The 14,922-nt window shown below is 65.4% G+C and carries 14 protein-coding genes; 12 read left to right on the top strand and 2 right to left on the bottom strand.

Translation table 11 applies throughout. The features are described 5' to 3' along the window. The first annotated feature begins 42 nt into the window (after nucleotides 1–42). From AC3WG5_RS06070 to mpl, 12 genes are all read left to right on the top strand, one after another. Entirely contained in the window at nucleotides 43–1,242 is a 1,200-nt protein-coding gene (locus AC3WG5_RS06070) for a glycine C-acetyltransferase (RefSeq protein ID WP_482583132.1), read from the top strand. Between the two features lie 109 nt (nucleotides 1,243–1,351). Further along, nucleotides 1,352–2,383, top strand: a complete 1,032-nt coding sequence (tdh, locus tag AC3WG5_RS06065; protein ID WP_482583131.1) for an L-threonine 3-dehydrogenase — start codon at nucleotides 1,352–1,354, stop codon at nucleotides 2,381–2,383. A 442-nt stretch (nucleotides 2,384–2,825) separates the two neighbouring features. After that, nucleotides 2,826–3,716 carry a glycine--tRNA ligase subunit alpha gene (gene glyQ / locus AC3WG5_RS06060; protein WP_482583130.1) on the top strand — a complete coding sequence of 297 codons (891 nt, stop codon included), beginning with the start codon at nucleotides 2,826–2,828 and terminating at the stop codon, nucleotides 3,714–3,716. 2 nt (nucleotides 3,717–3,718) lie between these two features. After that, a complete protein-coding gene (locus AC3WG5_RS06055; RefSeq protein ID WP_492568143.1) occupies nucleotides 3,719–4,159 on the top strand; it encodes a surface-adhesin E family protein in 441 nt (146 codons plus the stop codon). Next, a complete protein-coding gene (glyS, locus tag AC3WG5_RS06050; protein ID WP_492568142.1) occupies nucleotides 4,156–6,216 on the top strand; it encodes a glycine--tRNA ligase subunit beta in 2,061 nt (686 codons plus the stop codon). The genes AC3WG5_RS06055 and glyS overlap by 4 nt, the downstream gene beginning before the upstream one ends. Before the next feature lie 78 nt (nucleotides 6,217–6,294). Further along, nucleotides 6,295–6,837: a D-glycero-beta-D-manno-heptose 1,7-bisphosphate 7-phosphatase gene (gmhB, locus tag AC3WG5_RS06045; RefSeq protein WP_014086142.1), complete on the top strand. Its 543-nt coding sequence runs from the start codon at nucleotides 6,295–6,297 to the stop codon at nucleotides 6,835–6,837. Nucleotides 6,838–6,865: 28 nt separating this feature from the next. Beyond that, nucleotides 6,866–7,636: a lysophospholipid acyltransferase family protein gene (locus AC3WG5_RS06040; RefSeq protein ID WP_008953228.1), complete on the top strand. Its 771-nt coding sequence runs from the start codon at nucleotides 6,866–6,868 to the stop codon at nucleotides 7,634–7,636. Continuing rightward, a complete protein-coding gene (locus AC3WG5_RS06035; protein ID WP_492568141.1) occupies nucleotides 7,617–8,309 on the top strand; it encodes a M48 family metallopeptidase in 693 nt (230 codons plus the stop codon). The genes AC3WG5_RS06040 and AC3WG5_RS06035 overlap by 20 nt, the downstream gene beginning before the upstream one ends. A gap of 26 nt (nucleotides 8,310–8,335) precedes the next feature. Then, a complete protein-coding gene (gene gloA, locus AC3WG5_RS06030; protein WP_482583125.1) occupies nucleotides 8,336–8,722 on the top strand; it encodes a lactoylglutathione lyase in 387 nt (128 codons plus the stop codon). 87 nt (nucleotides 8,723–8,809) lie between these two features. Then, a complete protein-coding gene (locus AC3WG5_RS06025; protein WP_492568214.1) occupies nucleotides 8,810–9,142 on the top strand; it encodes a diguanylate cyclase domain-containing protein in 333 nt (110 codons plus the stop codon). Between the two features lie 252 nt (nucleotides 9,143–9,394). Continuing rightward, nucleotides 9,395–10,792 carry a sodium:proton antiporter gene (locus tag AC3WG5_RS06020; protein ID WP_492568140.1) on the top strand — a complete coding sequence of 466 codons (1,398 nt, stop codon included), beginning with the start codon at nucleotides 9,395–9,397 and terminating at the stop codon, nucleotides 10,790–10,792. 132 nt (nucleotides 10,793–10,924) lie between these two features. Then, nucleotides 10,925–12,301: a UDP-N-acetylmuramate:L-alanyl-gamma-D-glutamyl-meso-diaminopimelate ligase gene (mpl, locus tag AC3WG5_RS06015; protein ID WP_492568139.1), complete on the top strand. Its 1,377-nt coding sequence runs from the start codon at nucleotides 10,925–10,927 to the stop codon at nucleotides 12,299–12,301. Nucleotides 12,302–12,376: 75 nt separating this feature from the next. Here mpl and AC3WG5_RS06010 read toward each other — a convergent pair whose 3' ends face one another. Together AC3WG5_RS06010 and AC3WG5_RS06005 are read right to left on the bottom strand one after the other, a co-directional pair. Next, complete coding sequence (locus AC3WG5_RS06010; RefSeq protein WP_014086150.1) at nucleotides 12,377–13,312, bottom strand: GGDEF domain-containing protein; 936 nt, start codon at nucleotides 13,310–13,312, stop codon at nucleotides 12,377–12,379. Between the two features lie 123 nt (nucleotides 13,313–13,435). Then, nucleotides 13,436–14,922, bottom strand: a 1,487-nt coding sequence (locus AC3WG5_RS06005) for a sensor domain-containing diguanylate cyclase (RefSeq protein ID WP_492568138.1), incomplete at its 5' end; no start/stop codon positions are given.

Genomic DNA, 14,922 nt, shown 5'->3' with positions numbered 1-14,922 from the left:
ATCCCGCCCGGCCCCACGCCGACCACACAGGGAACGTGCACGATGAACCATACCTACCTCGCCCATCTGCAGGCGACGCTGGCGCAAATCCGCGCCGACGGCTTCGAGAAACCCGAGCGCATCATCGCCAGCCCGCAGGGCGCCGACATCGCGCTGGCCAACGGCCACCACGTGCTCAACTTCTGCGCCAACAACTATCTGGGCCTCGCCGACGACGCGCGCCTGATCGCCGCGGCCAAGCAGGGGCTCGACGACTACGGCTACGGCTGCGCCTCGGTGCGCTTCATCTGCGGCACGCAGCAGGTGCACAAGGACCTGGAAAAAGCCATCGCCGACTTCCTCGGCACCGACGACACCATCCTCTACTCCAGCTGCTTCGACGCCAACGGCGGCGTGTTCGAGACCCTGCTGTCGGAAGAAGACGCGGTGATCTCGGACGAACTCAACCACGCCTCGATCATCGACGGCATCCGCCTGTGCAAGGCCAAGCGCTTCCGCTACAAGAACAACGACATGGCCGATCTGGAAGCCCAGCTCCAGGCCGCCGACGCCGCCGGCGCGCGCTTCAAGCTGGTCGTCACCGACGGCGTGTTCTCGATGGACGGCATCATCGCCGACCTCAAGGGCATCTGCGAACTGGCCGACCGCTACGGTGCCATCGTCATGGTGGACGACTCGCACGCGGTCGGTTTCATCGGCGAGCACGGCGCCGGCACCCCGGACCTGTGCGGCGTCGCCGACCGCATCGACATCTACACCGGCACCCTGGGCAAGGCGCTCGGCGGCGCGTCCGGCGGCTACGTCTCCGGGCGCCAGCCCATCGTCGACCTGCTGCGCCAGCGCTCGCGTCCCTACCTGTTCTCCAACACCCTGGCCCCGGCCATCGCCGCCGCCAGCCTGAAGGTGTTCGAGATACTGAAGAGCGAAGGCGCCGAATTGCGCGCCCGCCTCAAGCGCAACGCCGAGCTGTTCCGCCACGGCATGAGCGCCGCCGGTTTCACGTTGATCCCCGGCCAGCACCCGATCATCCCGGTGATGCTGGGCGACGCCAAGCTGGCCGGCGAAATGGCCGCCGCGCTGTTGGCCGAAGGCGTGTACGTGATCGGCTTCTCCTACCCGGTGGTGCCCAAGGGCAAGGCGCGCATCCGCACCCAGATGTCGGCCGGCCACACCCCGGAACAGGTGGAACAGACCGTGGCGGCCTTCATCAAGGTCGGCCGCGAACTGGGCGTGATCCGCTGATTTTCGAATGACTCCCATGCCGATCCCGAGCGCTACAGCCGCCAGACGGGATCGGCCTTAAAGGCCGGTCGAAGCGATCCTTCGGCCGCCCTCGCCACAGGATGACACCATGAAGGCGCTTGCCAAACTGAAGGCCGAACGCGGCCTGTCGATGACCGACGTTCCCGTGCCGGAAATCGGCCACAACGATCTCTTGATCAAGATCACCAAGACCGCCATCTGCGGCACCGACATCCATATCTGGAACTGGGACGAGTGGGCGCAGAAGACCATCCCGGTGCCGATGCACGTCGGTCACGAGTACGTCGGCGTGGTCGCCGGCATCGGCTCGGAAGTGCAGGGCTTCACGCTCGGCCAGCGCGTTTCCGGCGAAGGCCACATCACCTGCGGCTATTGCCGCAACTGCCGAGCCGGGCGCCGCCACCTGTGCCGCAACACCATCGGCGTCGGCGTGAACCGTCCCGGTGCGTTCGCCGAGTACCTGGTGATCCCGGCGTTCAACGCCTTCCCGATCCCGGACGACATCTCCGACGACCTGGCGTCGATCTTCGACCCATTCGGCAACGCGGTGCATACGGCATTGAGCTTCAACCTGGTCGGCGAGGACGTGCTGATCACCGGCGCCGGCCCGATCGGCATCATGGCGGTGGCCATCGCCCGCCACGTCGGCGCGCGCCACGTGGTGATCACCGACGTCAACGACTACCGTCTGGAACTGGCTCGCAAGATGGGCGCCAGCCGCACCGTCAACGTCGCCACCGAGGACTTGAAAACGGTGATGGGTGAACTGCACATGACCGAGGGCTTCGACGTCGGCCTGGAAATGTCCGGCAACCCGCAGGCCTTCCGTCAGATGCTGGAAACCATGAACCACGGCGGCAAGATCGCGCTGCTGGGCATTCCGCCCGAGAACACCGCCATCGACTGGAACCAGGTGATCTTCAAGGGCCTCGAGATCAAGGGCATCTACGGTCGCGAAATGTTCGAAACCTGGTACAAGATGGTGGCGTTGCTGCAGTCCGGGCTGAATCTGGACCCGATCATCACCCACCATTTCAAGGTGGACGATTTCGAACAGGGCTTCGCCGCGATGCTGTCCGGGCAGAGCGGGAAGGTGATTCTCGACTGGCAGGGGGTGTAGGGCGAGCCAGAGTAGACTATTGCGATGGACCAGTAAGCTCAGTGAGTAGCCCGATCCGCCCTTCCACCGCACCGTCTGGATGGTAGCTGGCGGGGTTTTAAGCCGCCGGCTGTTTGAGCGATTCGACGGTAGCGAATCGCGAGTTCCGACGGCGCCACGCCAGTTGCCAGCCAGACGGAAACAAGCGGTGGTGGGCTCGCCTTGGGAGCGTCGAGGGGCTTGGCGACGCAAGCCCCTCGACCCGCCTGCCGGGCGGGACCGGCAAGCCCGGTGTGGCTGGCGGCTCTACCAACGGGCAGCCACAGTGGGCTTAACTGGACAGCATTTTTTCACGCCAACCCTATTTCCTGCGCACGGCAGGCCGTTTTGGCCTGCCGTTTGCTTTTCCCGCTCCACGGTAATCGGTAGAATCGGCCTTTACCCTTCACTCGTGATACGCGACATGCTCACTTTCCAGGAAATCATCCTCACGCTGCAGAACTACTGGAACCGTCAGGGCTGCGCACTGTTGCAGCCGTACGATACCGAAGTCGGTGCCGGCACCTCGCACACCGCCACCTTCCTGCGCGCCCTGGGTCCCGAGCCGTGGGCGGCCGCCTACGTGCAACCATCGCGCCGCCCCAAGGACGGCCGCTACGGCGAGAACCCCAACCGCCTGTTCCAGCACCACCAGTACCAGGTGGTGATCAAGCCGTCGCCGCCCAACCTGCAGGATCTCTACCTTGGCTCCTTGAGGGAACTGGGTATCGATCCGACCGTGCACGACATCCGCTTCGTCGAGGACGACTGGGAAAACCCGACGCTGGGCGCCTGGGGCCTGGGCTGGGAGGTATGGCTCAACGGTATGGAAGTGACGCAGTTCACCTACTTCCAGCAAGTCGGTGGCCTGGAGTGCAAGCCGGTGCTGGGCGAGCTGACCTACGGCCTGGAGCGTCTGGCGATGTACCTGCAGGGCGTCGAGAACGTTTACGACCTGGTGTGGGCGCGCATGCCGGACGGCCGCGAGCTGAGCTACGGCAACGTGTTCCTGCAGAATGAAGTCGAGCAGTCCAAATTTGCCTTCGAGCACAGCAACGTCGCGCTGCTGTTCCAGCAGTTCACCGACTACGAGGCGGAAGCCAAGCGCCTGCTCGACGCCGGGCTGCCGCTGCCGGGTTACGAGACCATCCTCAAGGCCGGCCACACCTTCAACCTGCTCGACGCGCGTGGCGCCATCTCGGTGACCGAACGCGCCGCCTACATCGGACGTATCCGCAACCTTGCCCGTCAGGTCGCTCAGGCCTACTACGACTCGCGCGAGGCGCTGGGTTTCCCGATGTGCCAGAAGGCCTGACCATGAAGACGTGGGGCGGACTCTGTCTTGCCGCGCTCGCGCTGTCCGCGCAGGCGGCGCCGCTCGCCGACTGGTCGGTGTACCGCCAGGGCGAGGCGCTCGAACTGGCGGTGGACCTGGCGTCCATCTGGCGCGAAGACGGGCTGATCCATTTCGTCAACCAGGAGCGGTTTGCCGAGCGCCAGTACGAAAAAGGCTACGACGTGAACTTCCACATCCGCCGTACCACCGGTTATGCCGATTGTGCCAAGTACCAGTACGCCTTCGTCTCCTCGGCCTACTACACGGCGTCCAACCGCCACGTCTGGTCGACGCTGTACCCGCTGCCGCGCTACAGCTGGACCTGGCAACCCGTTTATGAAAACTCGGTGGCCGATGCCATGATGCGCGTCGTCTGCGCCGCCGGCAAAACCGCTTCCAGCAAGAAATCCAACAGACCATGAACCCGACCCTGCTGATCGAACTCCTCACCGAGGAACTGCCGCCCAAGGCCCTGCCCAAGCTGGCGGCAAGCTTTGCCCAGACCATCACCGACGAACTGAAAAAACTGCAGTTCGTCGCCGCCGACGCCAGCGCCCACGTCTTCGCCTCGCCGCGCCGCCTGGCCCTGACCCTGCCCGCGGTGCTGGCGGTGCAGCCGGATCAGACCATCGTCAAGAAAGGCCCGGCGGTCGCCGCCGGCATGAAGGATGGCCAGCCGACCCCGGCGCTGGCCGGTTTCGCCCGCTCCTGCGGCGTCGAGGTGAGCGAACTCTCCACCATGAGCGACGGCAAACAGGACGTCTACGCCTACCGCAGCGTCAAGGCCGGCCAGCCGCTCTCCGCCGTACTGTCCGACATCGTCGCGCTGGCGCTGAAGAAGCTGCCGGCACCCAAGCTGATGCGCTGGGGCGATTCCGAACACCAGTTCGTGCGCCCGGTGCACGGCCTGGTGTTGCTGCACGGCAGCGAGCTGATCGCGGGCGAGGTGCTGGGGCTCGAGAGCCGTCGCGCCACGCTGGGCCATCGCTTCCTGTCCGCCGGTGAAGTGACGCTGCCCGATGCCGATAGCTATGCCCGCGTGCTGTACGAGCAGGGCAAGGTGGTGGCGAGTTTCGAGGCGCGCCGTGAACTGATCCGCCATCGCCTGGCCGAAGCCTCGGCCAAGCTCGGCGCCGTGATCGCCGCCGAGCAGGCACTGGTCGACGAAGTCACCGCGCTGGTGGAGTGGCCGGTGGTGCTGGAAGCCGGCTTCGAAGCCGAATTCCTCAAGGTGCCGCAGGAGTGCCTGATCCTGACCATGCAGCAGAACCAGAAGTACTTCCCGCTGCTGGACGCCCACGGCAAGCTGATGAACCGCTTCCTCTTGGTATCCAACCTCGAGGCGACCGACCCGTCGCACATCATCCACGGCAACGAGCGCGTGCTGCGCGCGCGTCTCTCCGACGCCAAGTTCTTCTTCGAGCAGGACCAGAAAGTCCGCCTCGAATCGCGCCTGCCGCGCCTGGCCGACGTGGTCTACCACAACAAGATCGGCAGCCAGCTCGAACGCGTCGAGCGCCTGCAGAACCTGGCCGGTACCATCGCCGGCAAGCTCGGCGCCAACGTCGACGACGCCCGCCGTGCCGCCTACCTGGCAAAGGCCGACCTGGTGTCCGACATGGTCGGCGAGTTCCCCGAACTGCAGGGCATCATGGGCATGTACTACGCCCGTCATGACGGCGAGCACGAAGCGGTGGCCGCCGCCATCGAAGGCCACTACCACCCGCGCTTCGCCGGCGACAGCCTGCCGCACGGTCCGGTGGCGCTCTCCGTGGCGCTGGCCGACAAGCTGGAGACCATCGTCGGTATCTGGGGCATTGGCCTGGTGCCGACCGGCGACAAGGATCCGTTCGCGCTGCGCCGTGCCGCGCTGGGCGTGCTGCGCATGGTGCTGGATACGCCGCTCGACCTGAAGCAGCTGATCGTCGACACCCACGATTCGTTCCCGGCTAACAAGCTGTCGGCCAGCGTGGCCGACGAGGTGTTCGCGTTCTGCCTCGAGCGCCTGAAGAACTTCCTCGCCGCCGACTACAAGGTGGACGAAATCGACGCCGTGCTGGCGCTGGAACCGACCCGTCTCGACGAGGTACGCGCGGTGCTGGCCGCCGTGGCCCAGTTCAAGCAGTTGCCGGAAGCCGCCACGCTGGCAGCGGCCAACAAGCGGGTGAAGAACATCCTGAAGAAGGCCGAGGGTGAAGTCGGTGTGGTCAACCCCGCGCTGTTGGCCGAAGACGCCGAAAAGGCGCTGTATGGCGCCGTGCAGCAGCTGGCGCCGCAAGTGGATGCGCAGTTCGCCGCGCACGACTTCGCCGGCGCGCTGGCGCAGCTCGCCAGCCTGAAGGCCCCGGTCGACGCCTTCTTCGACGGCGTGATGGTGATGGCCGACGACAGTGCGGTGCGCACCAACCGCATCGCGCTCCTGGCGCGCCTGGCCGAGCTGTTCAACCGCGTGGCGGACATCTCGCTGCTGGCCGACTGAGTCTGCCACCGCGTGGCGCGGACCGGCCGGCTGGCGGGTCCACGCCTTTGGCCGTTTTACCGACAGAAAAAACCTGCCATGAAACTAGTCATCCTGGATCGTGACGGCGTGATCAACAAGGATCGCGACGATTTCGTCAAAAACTCGCTGGAGTGGGAGCCGCTCGACCATAGCCTGGAGGCCATCGCCAACCTGACCCAGGCGGGCTGGCGCATCGTGGTGGCGACCAACCAGTCGGGCATCGGTCGCGGCTTGTTCGACCTGCACGCGCTGCACGCCATGCACACCAAGATGCACCGCCTGGTCAACCAGGCCGGCGGCCGCATCGACGCCGTGGTGGTCTGTCCGCATACCCCGGACGACAACTGCGAGTGCCGCAAGCCGCTGCCGGGCATGGTCAAGGAAGTCTCCGAGCGCTTCAACGTCAAGCCCGATGGCCTGCCGATGGTTGGCGACAGCCTGCGCGACCTGGAGGCGATCGCCGCGATGGGCGGCCAGCCCATCCTGGTCAAGACCGGCAAGGGTGAAAAGACCTTCGAGAAGGGCGGTCTGCCCGAGGGCACGCTGGTGTTCGACGACCTCTACGACGCTGCCGAATACCTGATCCAAACGCATCACTGACTGTTTTTCACGAGGGCATAGCGCCGTAATGTTTATCTGGATTCGTACCCTGGTCTACTGGGTGGGCCTTGCCTTCCTGACGACCTTCTGCTTCCTGCTGATCCTGCTGGGCTGCGTCGCGCCGCACCGCGTGCGCCACAGCTTCGCCCAGGCTTGGGTGAAAGGGTTGCTGTGGCTGCTCAAGCACGTCTGCGGGCTGAGCTACAAGGTGGTCGGCGCCGAGAACATTCCCGACACACCGTCCATCATCTGCTCCAAGCACCAGTCGGGCTGGGAGACGCTGGCCCTGCAGGCGATCTTCCCGCCGCAGGTGTTCGTGGCCAAGAAGGAGCTGCTGTGGATTCCGTTCTTCGGCTGGGGCCTCGCCTTGCTTGATACCATCGCCATCGACCGCTCGGCCAAGACCAAGGCCAGCCAGCAGATCGTCGAGCAGGGCCGGCAGCGTATCGCCAAGGGCTACTGGATTGCCGTGTTCCCGGAAGGCACGCGCACGCCCCCGGGCGTGCCGGGCCGCTACCAGCAGGGCGCGGCGCGCATGGCCAAGGCGTTCGACGTGCCGATGGTGCCGGTGGCGCTCAACGCCGGCGAGTTCTGGCCCAAGAACTCGTTCCGCAAGTTTCCCGGCGAGATCACTGTGGTGATCGGCAAGCCTATCCTGCCGCAGGACAAGAGTTCGGCGGCGATGACGCGCGAGGCGGAAGAGTGGATTGAGGCTCGCCAGTTGGAAATCGGCGGCGTCGGTCCGTTCGCCCACCCCGACCAGCGCAAGCGGCGGCTCGGTGATTCTCAGCCTGCCTGAAGGCAACATCCCGGTTGCGCTGATCCGCCGCGCGCGCCAGAGCATCGGCATCCGCGTGCGCGGAGGGCGGGTCGAACTGATCGCCCACCCGGCGGTGTCGATGAGCATGCTGCAGGCGGTCCTGGACAAGCGCCGCGACTGGATCCGCCTGCACTGGCTGGAACAACAAAGGCGTTGTGCCGAACTGGCGGCGCAGCCGCGGCAGCTGCGTCTGGCCGGGGAGCCGCTCGACATCGTTCATGTTGCCGGGCAGCGTCCGGCGGCGCGCATCGACGGCCGGGTCCTGCAGGTGGCCGGGGTCGCAGCGCATGACCGTGAGCGGCTCGATGCCACCGTCGCTGCCTGGCTCAAGCGCGAGGCGACGCGCCGGTTTCCCTCCCGGCTCGCCGAGGTGGCGCGATATAGCCGCCGCCAGCCGGCCTCGCTCTCCTTGTCCTCGGCCCGCACGCGCTGGGGCAGTTGTTCCGCCAGCGGCGCCATCCGCCTCAACTGGCGGCTGGTGCAGGCGCCGCCGCACATTCTCGACTACGTGCTGGCGCACGAACTGGCGCATCTGGTGCACATGAACCACTCCGCCGCGTTCTGGTCGGAAACCGAACGGCTGTTTCCGCACTGGCGCACGGCGCGGCAATGGCTGAAGCAACACGGCGATACCCTGTTCGCGTTCGGCTGATCTGATTTCTACGGAAGGAAAACATCATGCGTCTGCTGCATACCATGCTGCGAGTCGGCAATCTCGAGCGTTCCCTGGCGTTTTATCAAGAGGTGCTGGGCATGCGCCTGCTGCGCCGCAACGATTACCCCGAAGGCCGTTTCACCCTGGCCTTCGTCGGTTACGGCGACGAGTCGGCGCACACCGTGCTGGAGCTGACCCACAACTGGGATACCGACAGCTACGAGCTCGGCAACGCCTATGGCCACATCGCCATCGAGGTGGACGATGCCGCCGTCGCCTGCGACATGGTGCGCGCCAAGGGGGGCAAGGTGGTGCGCGAGGCGGGCCCGATGAAGCACGGTCATACCGTGATCGCCTTTGTCGAGGACCCCGACGGCTACAAGATCGAGTTCATCCAGAAGCATCACTAAGCCGGGTGTGGCATGGCTGCGCGGCCATGCCAACCCGTTTTTCGGCACTGATAGCACCGAGGCTGAAGCGGATCTTCCTCCCGACCGCTGACCGGTCTCGCCAACCGCCGTTTGCTGCACGACCGCCTGGCGCAGGCGTTTGTCAAGAGTGTGCGGCAGCACAGCCATGACGCTCTGCTGTTCATCGATCTGGATCATTTCAAGACGCTTATCGCAGAGAAGATCCGCACCGCGCTCAACCAGCCCTATGTGCTCAAGGGTCAGCCGTATCGCAGTTCGCCCAGCATCGGCATCAGCCTGTTCCAGGGGGAGCAGAAAACCCGGGATGAACTGCTCAAGCACGCCGACATCGCCCTGTACCGGGCCAAGAAGGCGGGACGCAATGCCGTTCGCTGTTACGACGGCACCGCCGTGGCGTAACGGGGAAGCGGAGCGGGACAGCCGATTGCCTGAAGGGCCGGCGACCGTCGCGCCTGTGCGGTGCGGAACTTTCTTCCGCCTGGGCGGCCGGACTCAAGGCGCCGCGCCGTGCGGCCGGTGCGCCGGTTTCATTGGCCGACGGCGGCCTTCTGCCCGGACAGCGGCATCGTTGTCTCCGGGGCATTCACTTTCACCTTCCTCGCCCACGACTGATTCAGGGCCGGGGAGTCTTTATTTTTTCCAGGAGATACGATGACCCGGAAACTGCTGGCGTCTGCCTTGCTGTCGCTGTTGCCTGCGCTGGCGCAGGCCGCCGAGCTCGACGGCGCTTCGTTGAGCCTGCTGTGGGCGCTGCCGTTCTGCGGCATCCTGCTGTCGATTGCCTTGTTCCCGATCTTTGCTCCAGGGCTCTGGCATCACCACTTCGGCAAGATCACGGCGCTGTGGAGCGTGCTGTTCCTGTTGCCGTTCACCCTGGCCTTCGGCCCAGGCAGCATGGCGTCCCTGGTCGTGCATGCGCTGCTGACCGAATACCTGCCCTTCATCGTGCTGCTGCTGGCGCTCTACACGGTGTCGGGCGGCATCCTGCTGTGGGGCAACCTGCACGGCTCGCCCCGGCTCAATACCGCCTTGCTGGCAGCCGGTACGCTGCTGGCGTCGCTGATGGGCACCACCGGCGCGGCCATGCTGCTGATCCGCCCCTTGCTCAAGGCCAACGATAATCGCCGTCACAACGTGCACGTGGTGGTGTTCTTCATCTTCCTGGTGGCCAACGTCGGCGGCGGGCTGACGCCGCTGGGCGACCCGCCGCTGTTTCTCGGCTTTCTGAAGGGAGTGGATTTCTTCTGGACCGTCCGGCACATGGGGCTGCCGGTGCTGGCGGCGGCTCTGGCGCTGCTGGCCGTGTTCTACCTGGTGGACAGCTACTATTACCGCAAGGAGGGCGTGCTGCCGCGCGACCCGTCGCCGGACACGCCGCTCAAGCTGTACGGCCAGTTCAATTTCCTGCTGATCGCCGGGGTGGTCGGGGCGGTGCTGCTGTCCGGTCTCTGGAAGCCGGGGCTGAGCATCGACGTTCTCGGCACGCCGCTTGAGCTGCAGAACGCGGTGCGCGACCTGATCCTGCTGCTGATCGCGCTGCTCTCGCTGGCGCTGACCCCGCGCCAAGTGCGCGCCGGCAACGATTTCAACTGGGCGCCGATGCTCGAGGTGGGCAAGTTGTTCGCCGGCATCTTCATCACCATCGTGCCCGCCATCGCCATTCTGCGTGCCGGCAGCGACGGGCATCTGGCGGCGCTGGTGGCGCTGGTCTCGGGCGAGGACGGCATGCCGGTGAATGCCATGTACTTCTGGCTTACCGGGCTGTTGTCGAGCTTCCTCGACAATGCGCCGACCTACCTGGTGTTCTTCAACCTCGCCGCTGGCGATGCCCAGCTGCTGATGAAGGAGTTGCCGCAGACGCTGCTGGCGATTTCGATGGGGGCGGTGTTCATGGGCGCGATGACGTATATCGGTAACGCGCCCAATTTCATGGTCAAGGCGATCGCCGAGCAGCGCGGGGTGGCGATGCCCGGGTTCTTCGGCTTCCTGCTGTGGTCGGGCGTCATCCTGCTGCCGCTGTTTGCGGGGCTGACCTGGCTGTTTTTCTGAGCTGTCGGTCACCGCTCGCCTCATGGCGTGGGGTGTTGCCGGCTTGGGGCTGGCTTGAGGGGGGCGACAATCCCGCGTAAGCTAGCCGCTTTTGGCGCGTCAGCGCCGCGCTAGTCCTGGACTTTCTTCTTCATGCATATCCACATCCTCGGAATCTGCGGCACCTTCATGGGAGGTCTTGCCGCCATCGCCCAGCAGGCCGGCCACAAGGTGACCGGTTGCGACGCCAACGTCTATCCGCCGATGAGCACCCAGCTCGAGGCCATGGGCATCGAGCTGACCCAGGGCTTCGGGACGGAACAACTGGCCATCGGCGCCGACGTGTACGTGATCGGGAACGTCGTCAAGCGCGGCACGCCGCTGATGGAAGAGATCATGAACCGCGGCCTGCCGTACATTTCCGGCCCGCAGTGGCTGGCGGAGAATGTGTTGGCCGACAAGTGGGTGCTGGCGGTGGCCGGGACGCACGGCAAGACCACCACCAGCTCGATGCTGGCGTGGATTCTGGAGGACGCCGGTCTCGCGCCGGGCTTCCTGATCGGCGGCATCCCGCAGAATTTCGGCATCTCGGCACGCCTGCCGGGTGCGCCGGCGCTCGATCCGGCGAGCCGCAGCCCGTTCTTCGTGATCGAGGCCGACGAGTACGATACCGCCTTCTTCGACAAGCGCTCCAAGTTCGTCCACTACCATCCGCGCACGGCGGTGCTCAACAATCTGGAATTCGACCACGCTGACATCTTTGCCGACCTGGCGGCGATCCAGACCCAGTTCCACCACTTGGTGCGCACCGTGCCGGGTAACGGCCGCTTGATCAGCAATGGCCGCGAGGCGAGCCTGGACGAGGTACTGGAGCGTGGCTGCTGGACGCCGGTGGAGCGCTTCGGCGTCGAAGCCGGCTGGCAGCTGGCCAACGTGGACGAACAGGGGCATTTCGATGTGCTGCTGGGCGGCGAGTTGCAGGGGCGGGTGCGCTGGGACCTGCTGGGCGAGCACAACCGCCTCAACGCGCTGGCCGCCATCGCCGCCGCACGCCATGCCGGTGTCGCGGTGAAGGATGCCATCGATGCCCTGGCGCGTTTCCAGAACGTGAAGCGGCGCATGGAAGTGCGCGGCGTGGCGGCCGGTGTCACGGTCTACGACGACTTCGCGCACCATCCCACCGCCATTGCCACCACGCTGGAAGGCTTGCGCCGCAAGGTTGGCCGAAGCCCGATCCTGGCCGTGCTGGAGCCGCGCTCCAACACCATGAAGCTGGGCACCATGAAAGCGGCACTGCCGGGGGCATTGACGGAGGCTGACCAGGTGTTCTGCTACGGTGCCAACCTGGGCTGGGATCCGGCCGAGGCGCTGGCGCCGCTGGGCGACAAGGCGGCAAGCTTTGACGATCTGGAGCGGCTGATCGCGGCCATCGTGGCCCAGGCCGAGCCGGGAAGCCACGTGCTGGTGATGAGCAACGGTGGTTTCGGCGGCATTCACCAGAAACTGCTGGATGCGCTCGCCGTACGTTAAAGGCTGAGGGGCACGCCCGGCAGCGCGCGGGCCATGCCGTATCAGAACAGGGGGCCGCATGGCCCCCTTGTCATTTCAGCTTTGCATGATCAGCTGGTTGCCGCCGCGTGCCTGGGCGACCTGCAGCGCCAGATCCATTCTTTCCAGCATCGCCTTGGGCGAGCGTTCCTCCTGCCGCAGGCTGCTGCCGCCGATGCTGGCGGTGTGATGCTCTTCCTTGCCATTGCGCACCAGCGTCAATTGCGACAGCGAGCGCAGCAGGCGCAGGGCGAAGAGCTTGCTGCCATCCAGCGTGGTGTTGGGCAGAATCATCACAAGGGCGCCGTCTTCCCGTTTGGCGATCAGGTCGCTCTCACGCGAAGCCTGGATGCACAGGCTGCTGGTGAGCTGGTGCAGATGGGTGAGGTTGTTGTCGTTTTCCTGATCGGTCTTCGGGTCGGGTTCGTCGAGCCGCAGCAGCAGGCCGGCGAGGGGGCTGCCATAGCGGTGGGCGCGCCCCACCTCGGTCTGGGTATTGCTCATCAGCGAGCGGATACCCATCACGCCACTGATCGAATCTTCCAGCTCGTGCTGCTGGATTTCTTCGCGCAGCGTCTTGACCAACTTGAGAGTGCGGTTGAGCAGCTGACGTTCGTAATCGAGCAACTGGCCGAGAATCTTGTTTTCCGACTGGTCGCTGAAGCTGACCACCAGCAGCGGGCGATCGATCTGCGGCAGGCGGCGCATCAGCAGCGAGACCTGGAAGGGGCGGCCGCTGGACGAGCGCAGCAGACAGGGATGGTTGTAGAGCATGCCACGCTGTTCCAGCGCCTGCATCAGCGTCCGTCCGTCCGGATCGTCGGCGAGGAAGGGGAAGAACGGCTGGCCGGCCAGTTCGTTGTAGGGTATCCCGAGCAGGATGGACGACAGCTGGTTGGCGTGAATGATGCGGCTATCGTCGGCATCGATCAGCAGCACCCCGCCGGGCAGGGTGTCGATGAGAGGTTGCAGGACTTCTTCGGGTAACTGCATGGCATCGTCCATAAAAGGGCTGTTGTCGTCCCGCCAGCCTCGGTCGAACCGTATCGCGCCGCGATGGCGTACCCGGTCCGGGCCCCTTGCTACGGCTTGCTCACGACGCTTTCCGCGCTGGCTTCAGGGCTCGAGGCAATTCAGTGCCCGTGCCGGGACGACGCGGTTACGTCCGGTCTCCTTGGCCTGGTACAGCGCCAGGTCCGCGAGCTTGAACAGCCGGCCGATCAGCAGCGGCCTGTCCTGCGGGCTCCAGCAGGACACACCGATGCTCAAGGTGACCCTGATCCTGTCATCATGATAGCTGATGATCAGTTCGGCGATCTTGCGTTTGACCTGTTCGGCTAGTTCGATGGCTTGGGCATAGTCGCAATGCGGCATCAGGATGGCAAATTCCTCCCCCCCCAGGCGTCCCAGCTGCTGGCCCTCGCCCAGGCAGCTCTCGCAGGCCATGGCGACCTGCTGTAGCACCAGATCGCCGGCATCGTGGCCGTAGGTGTCGTTCACCAGCTTGAACATGTCCAGATCGATGATGGCCAGGCCGAGCGGCGTTCCTTGGCGCAGCGCCTGGCGATAGGCTTGCTGCGCCTGTTGCAGGAAGTGCGGGCGGTTGGCGACGCCGGTGAGGTCGTCGTGGGTGGCCCGTTCGTACAGTTCGTGCTGCATTTCCTGCAGCTGCTTCACCAGGCGTTCCGTTTCCTGCTTTTCCCGCTGCAGCTGCTGGTTGTGGCTCATGCGCTCGCTGATGTCGACCACGCTCATGACGATGCTGTGGTGGTCGTTGAAGCGCACCCGGCGCATCGAAACCTGGGACCAGAAGATCTTGCCGCCGCCGTCTCGCAGCTGGATTTCACGGTCGCTGATCCCCAGCCCCTGGTCGAGCAGGCTCTCGCAGCCTTCGACGTCGGCCGGGTCGGCTAGCAGACTGAGGATGCTGCGCCCGATCAACTCCGAGATGTGCAGGCCGAACAGGCGGCCGGCCGCCATGTTGGCGGTGGTGACCTCGTGTCTGTCGGGATGCAGGATCAGCACCCCGACCTGGATGGTATCGAGCAGCGCCTGGAGGTCCTGGTGCGTCGAGGCGAGCTTGTGCAGTTTCTTCTTCAGGTTGGCATTGGACAACGCCAGCAGTGCGGTGTGCTCGTCGAGCTGCCGCCGCTCCCGGCGTGCCTGGTGGTGCAGACGGTTGCCGACGATGCCGAAGAAGACCAGCAGAGTGCTGAGCAGCGTGCTGCCCAGCAGCAGTAACGGCAGGCTGCGATCGGTGCTCCATGTGCCTCGGGTCGAGACGGCCACCGTAATGCGCAGCGGGATGGAGGGGACGACGGCGCTCGCCTCCATGTGGGGCGAAGGCAGCAGCGTCAGCCACTGGGCCAGACGTCGCCAGGTCGAGAGGGTCTGGGTCGGGGCCGGGGTGGACTGGATGAGCAACTGGCCGGCGCGGTTGAACAGGCGGATCTGGCTGCCGGGCGTGTCACGCAGCAGCGCCGGCAGCCAGTCGGAGGCGTTGAAGCTGCCGTAGTAGCTTGCGCGGCAGATGCCGCTGCGGTTGCAGGCCGGCAGCAGGAAGGGGATGCGTTTGCTGACGGAAAACTGCAGGGGGGGCGGGA

The sequence above is a fragment of the Pseudogulbenkiania sp. FW507-F1 genome, assembly GCF_058781125.1.
Note: the sequence above shows the minus strand (reverse complement) of the source record. Positions and strands in the feature narration are given on the sequence as shown.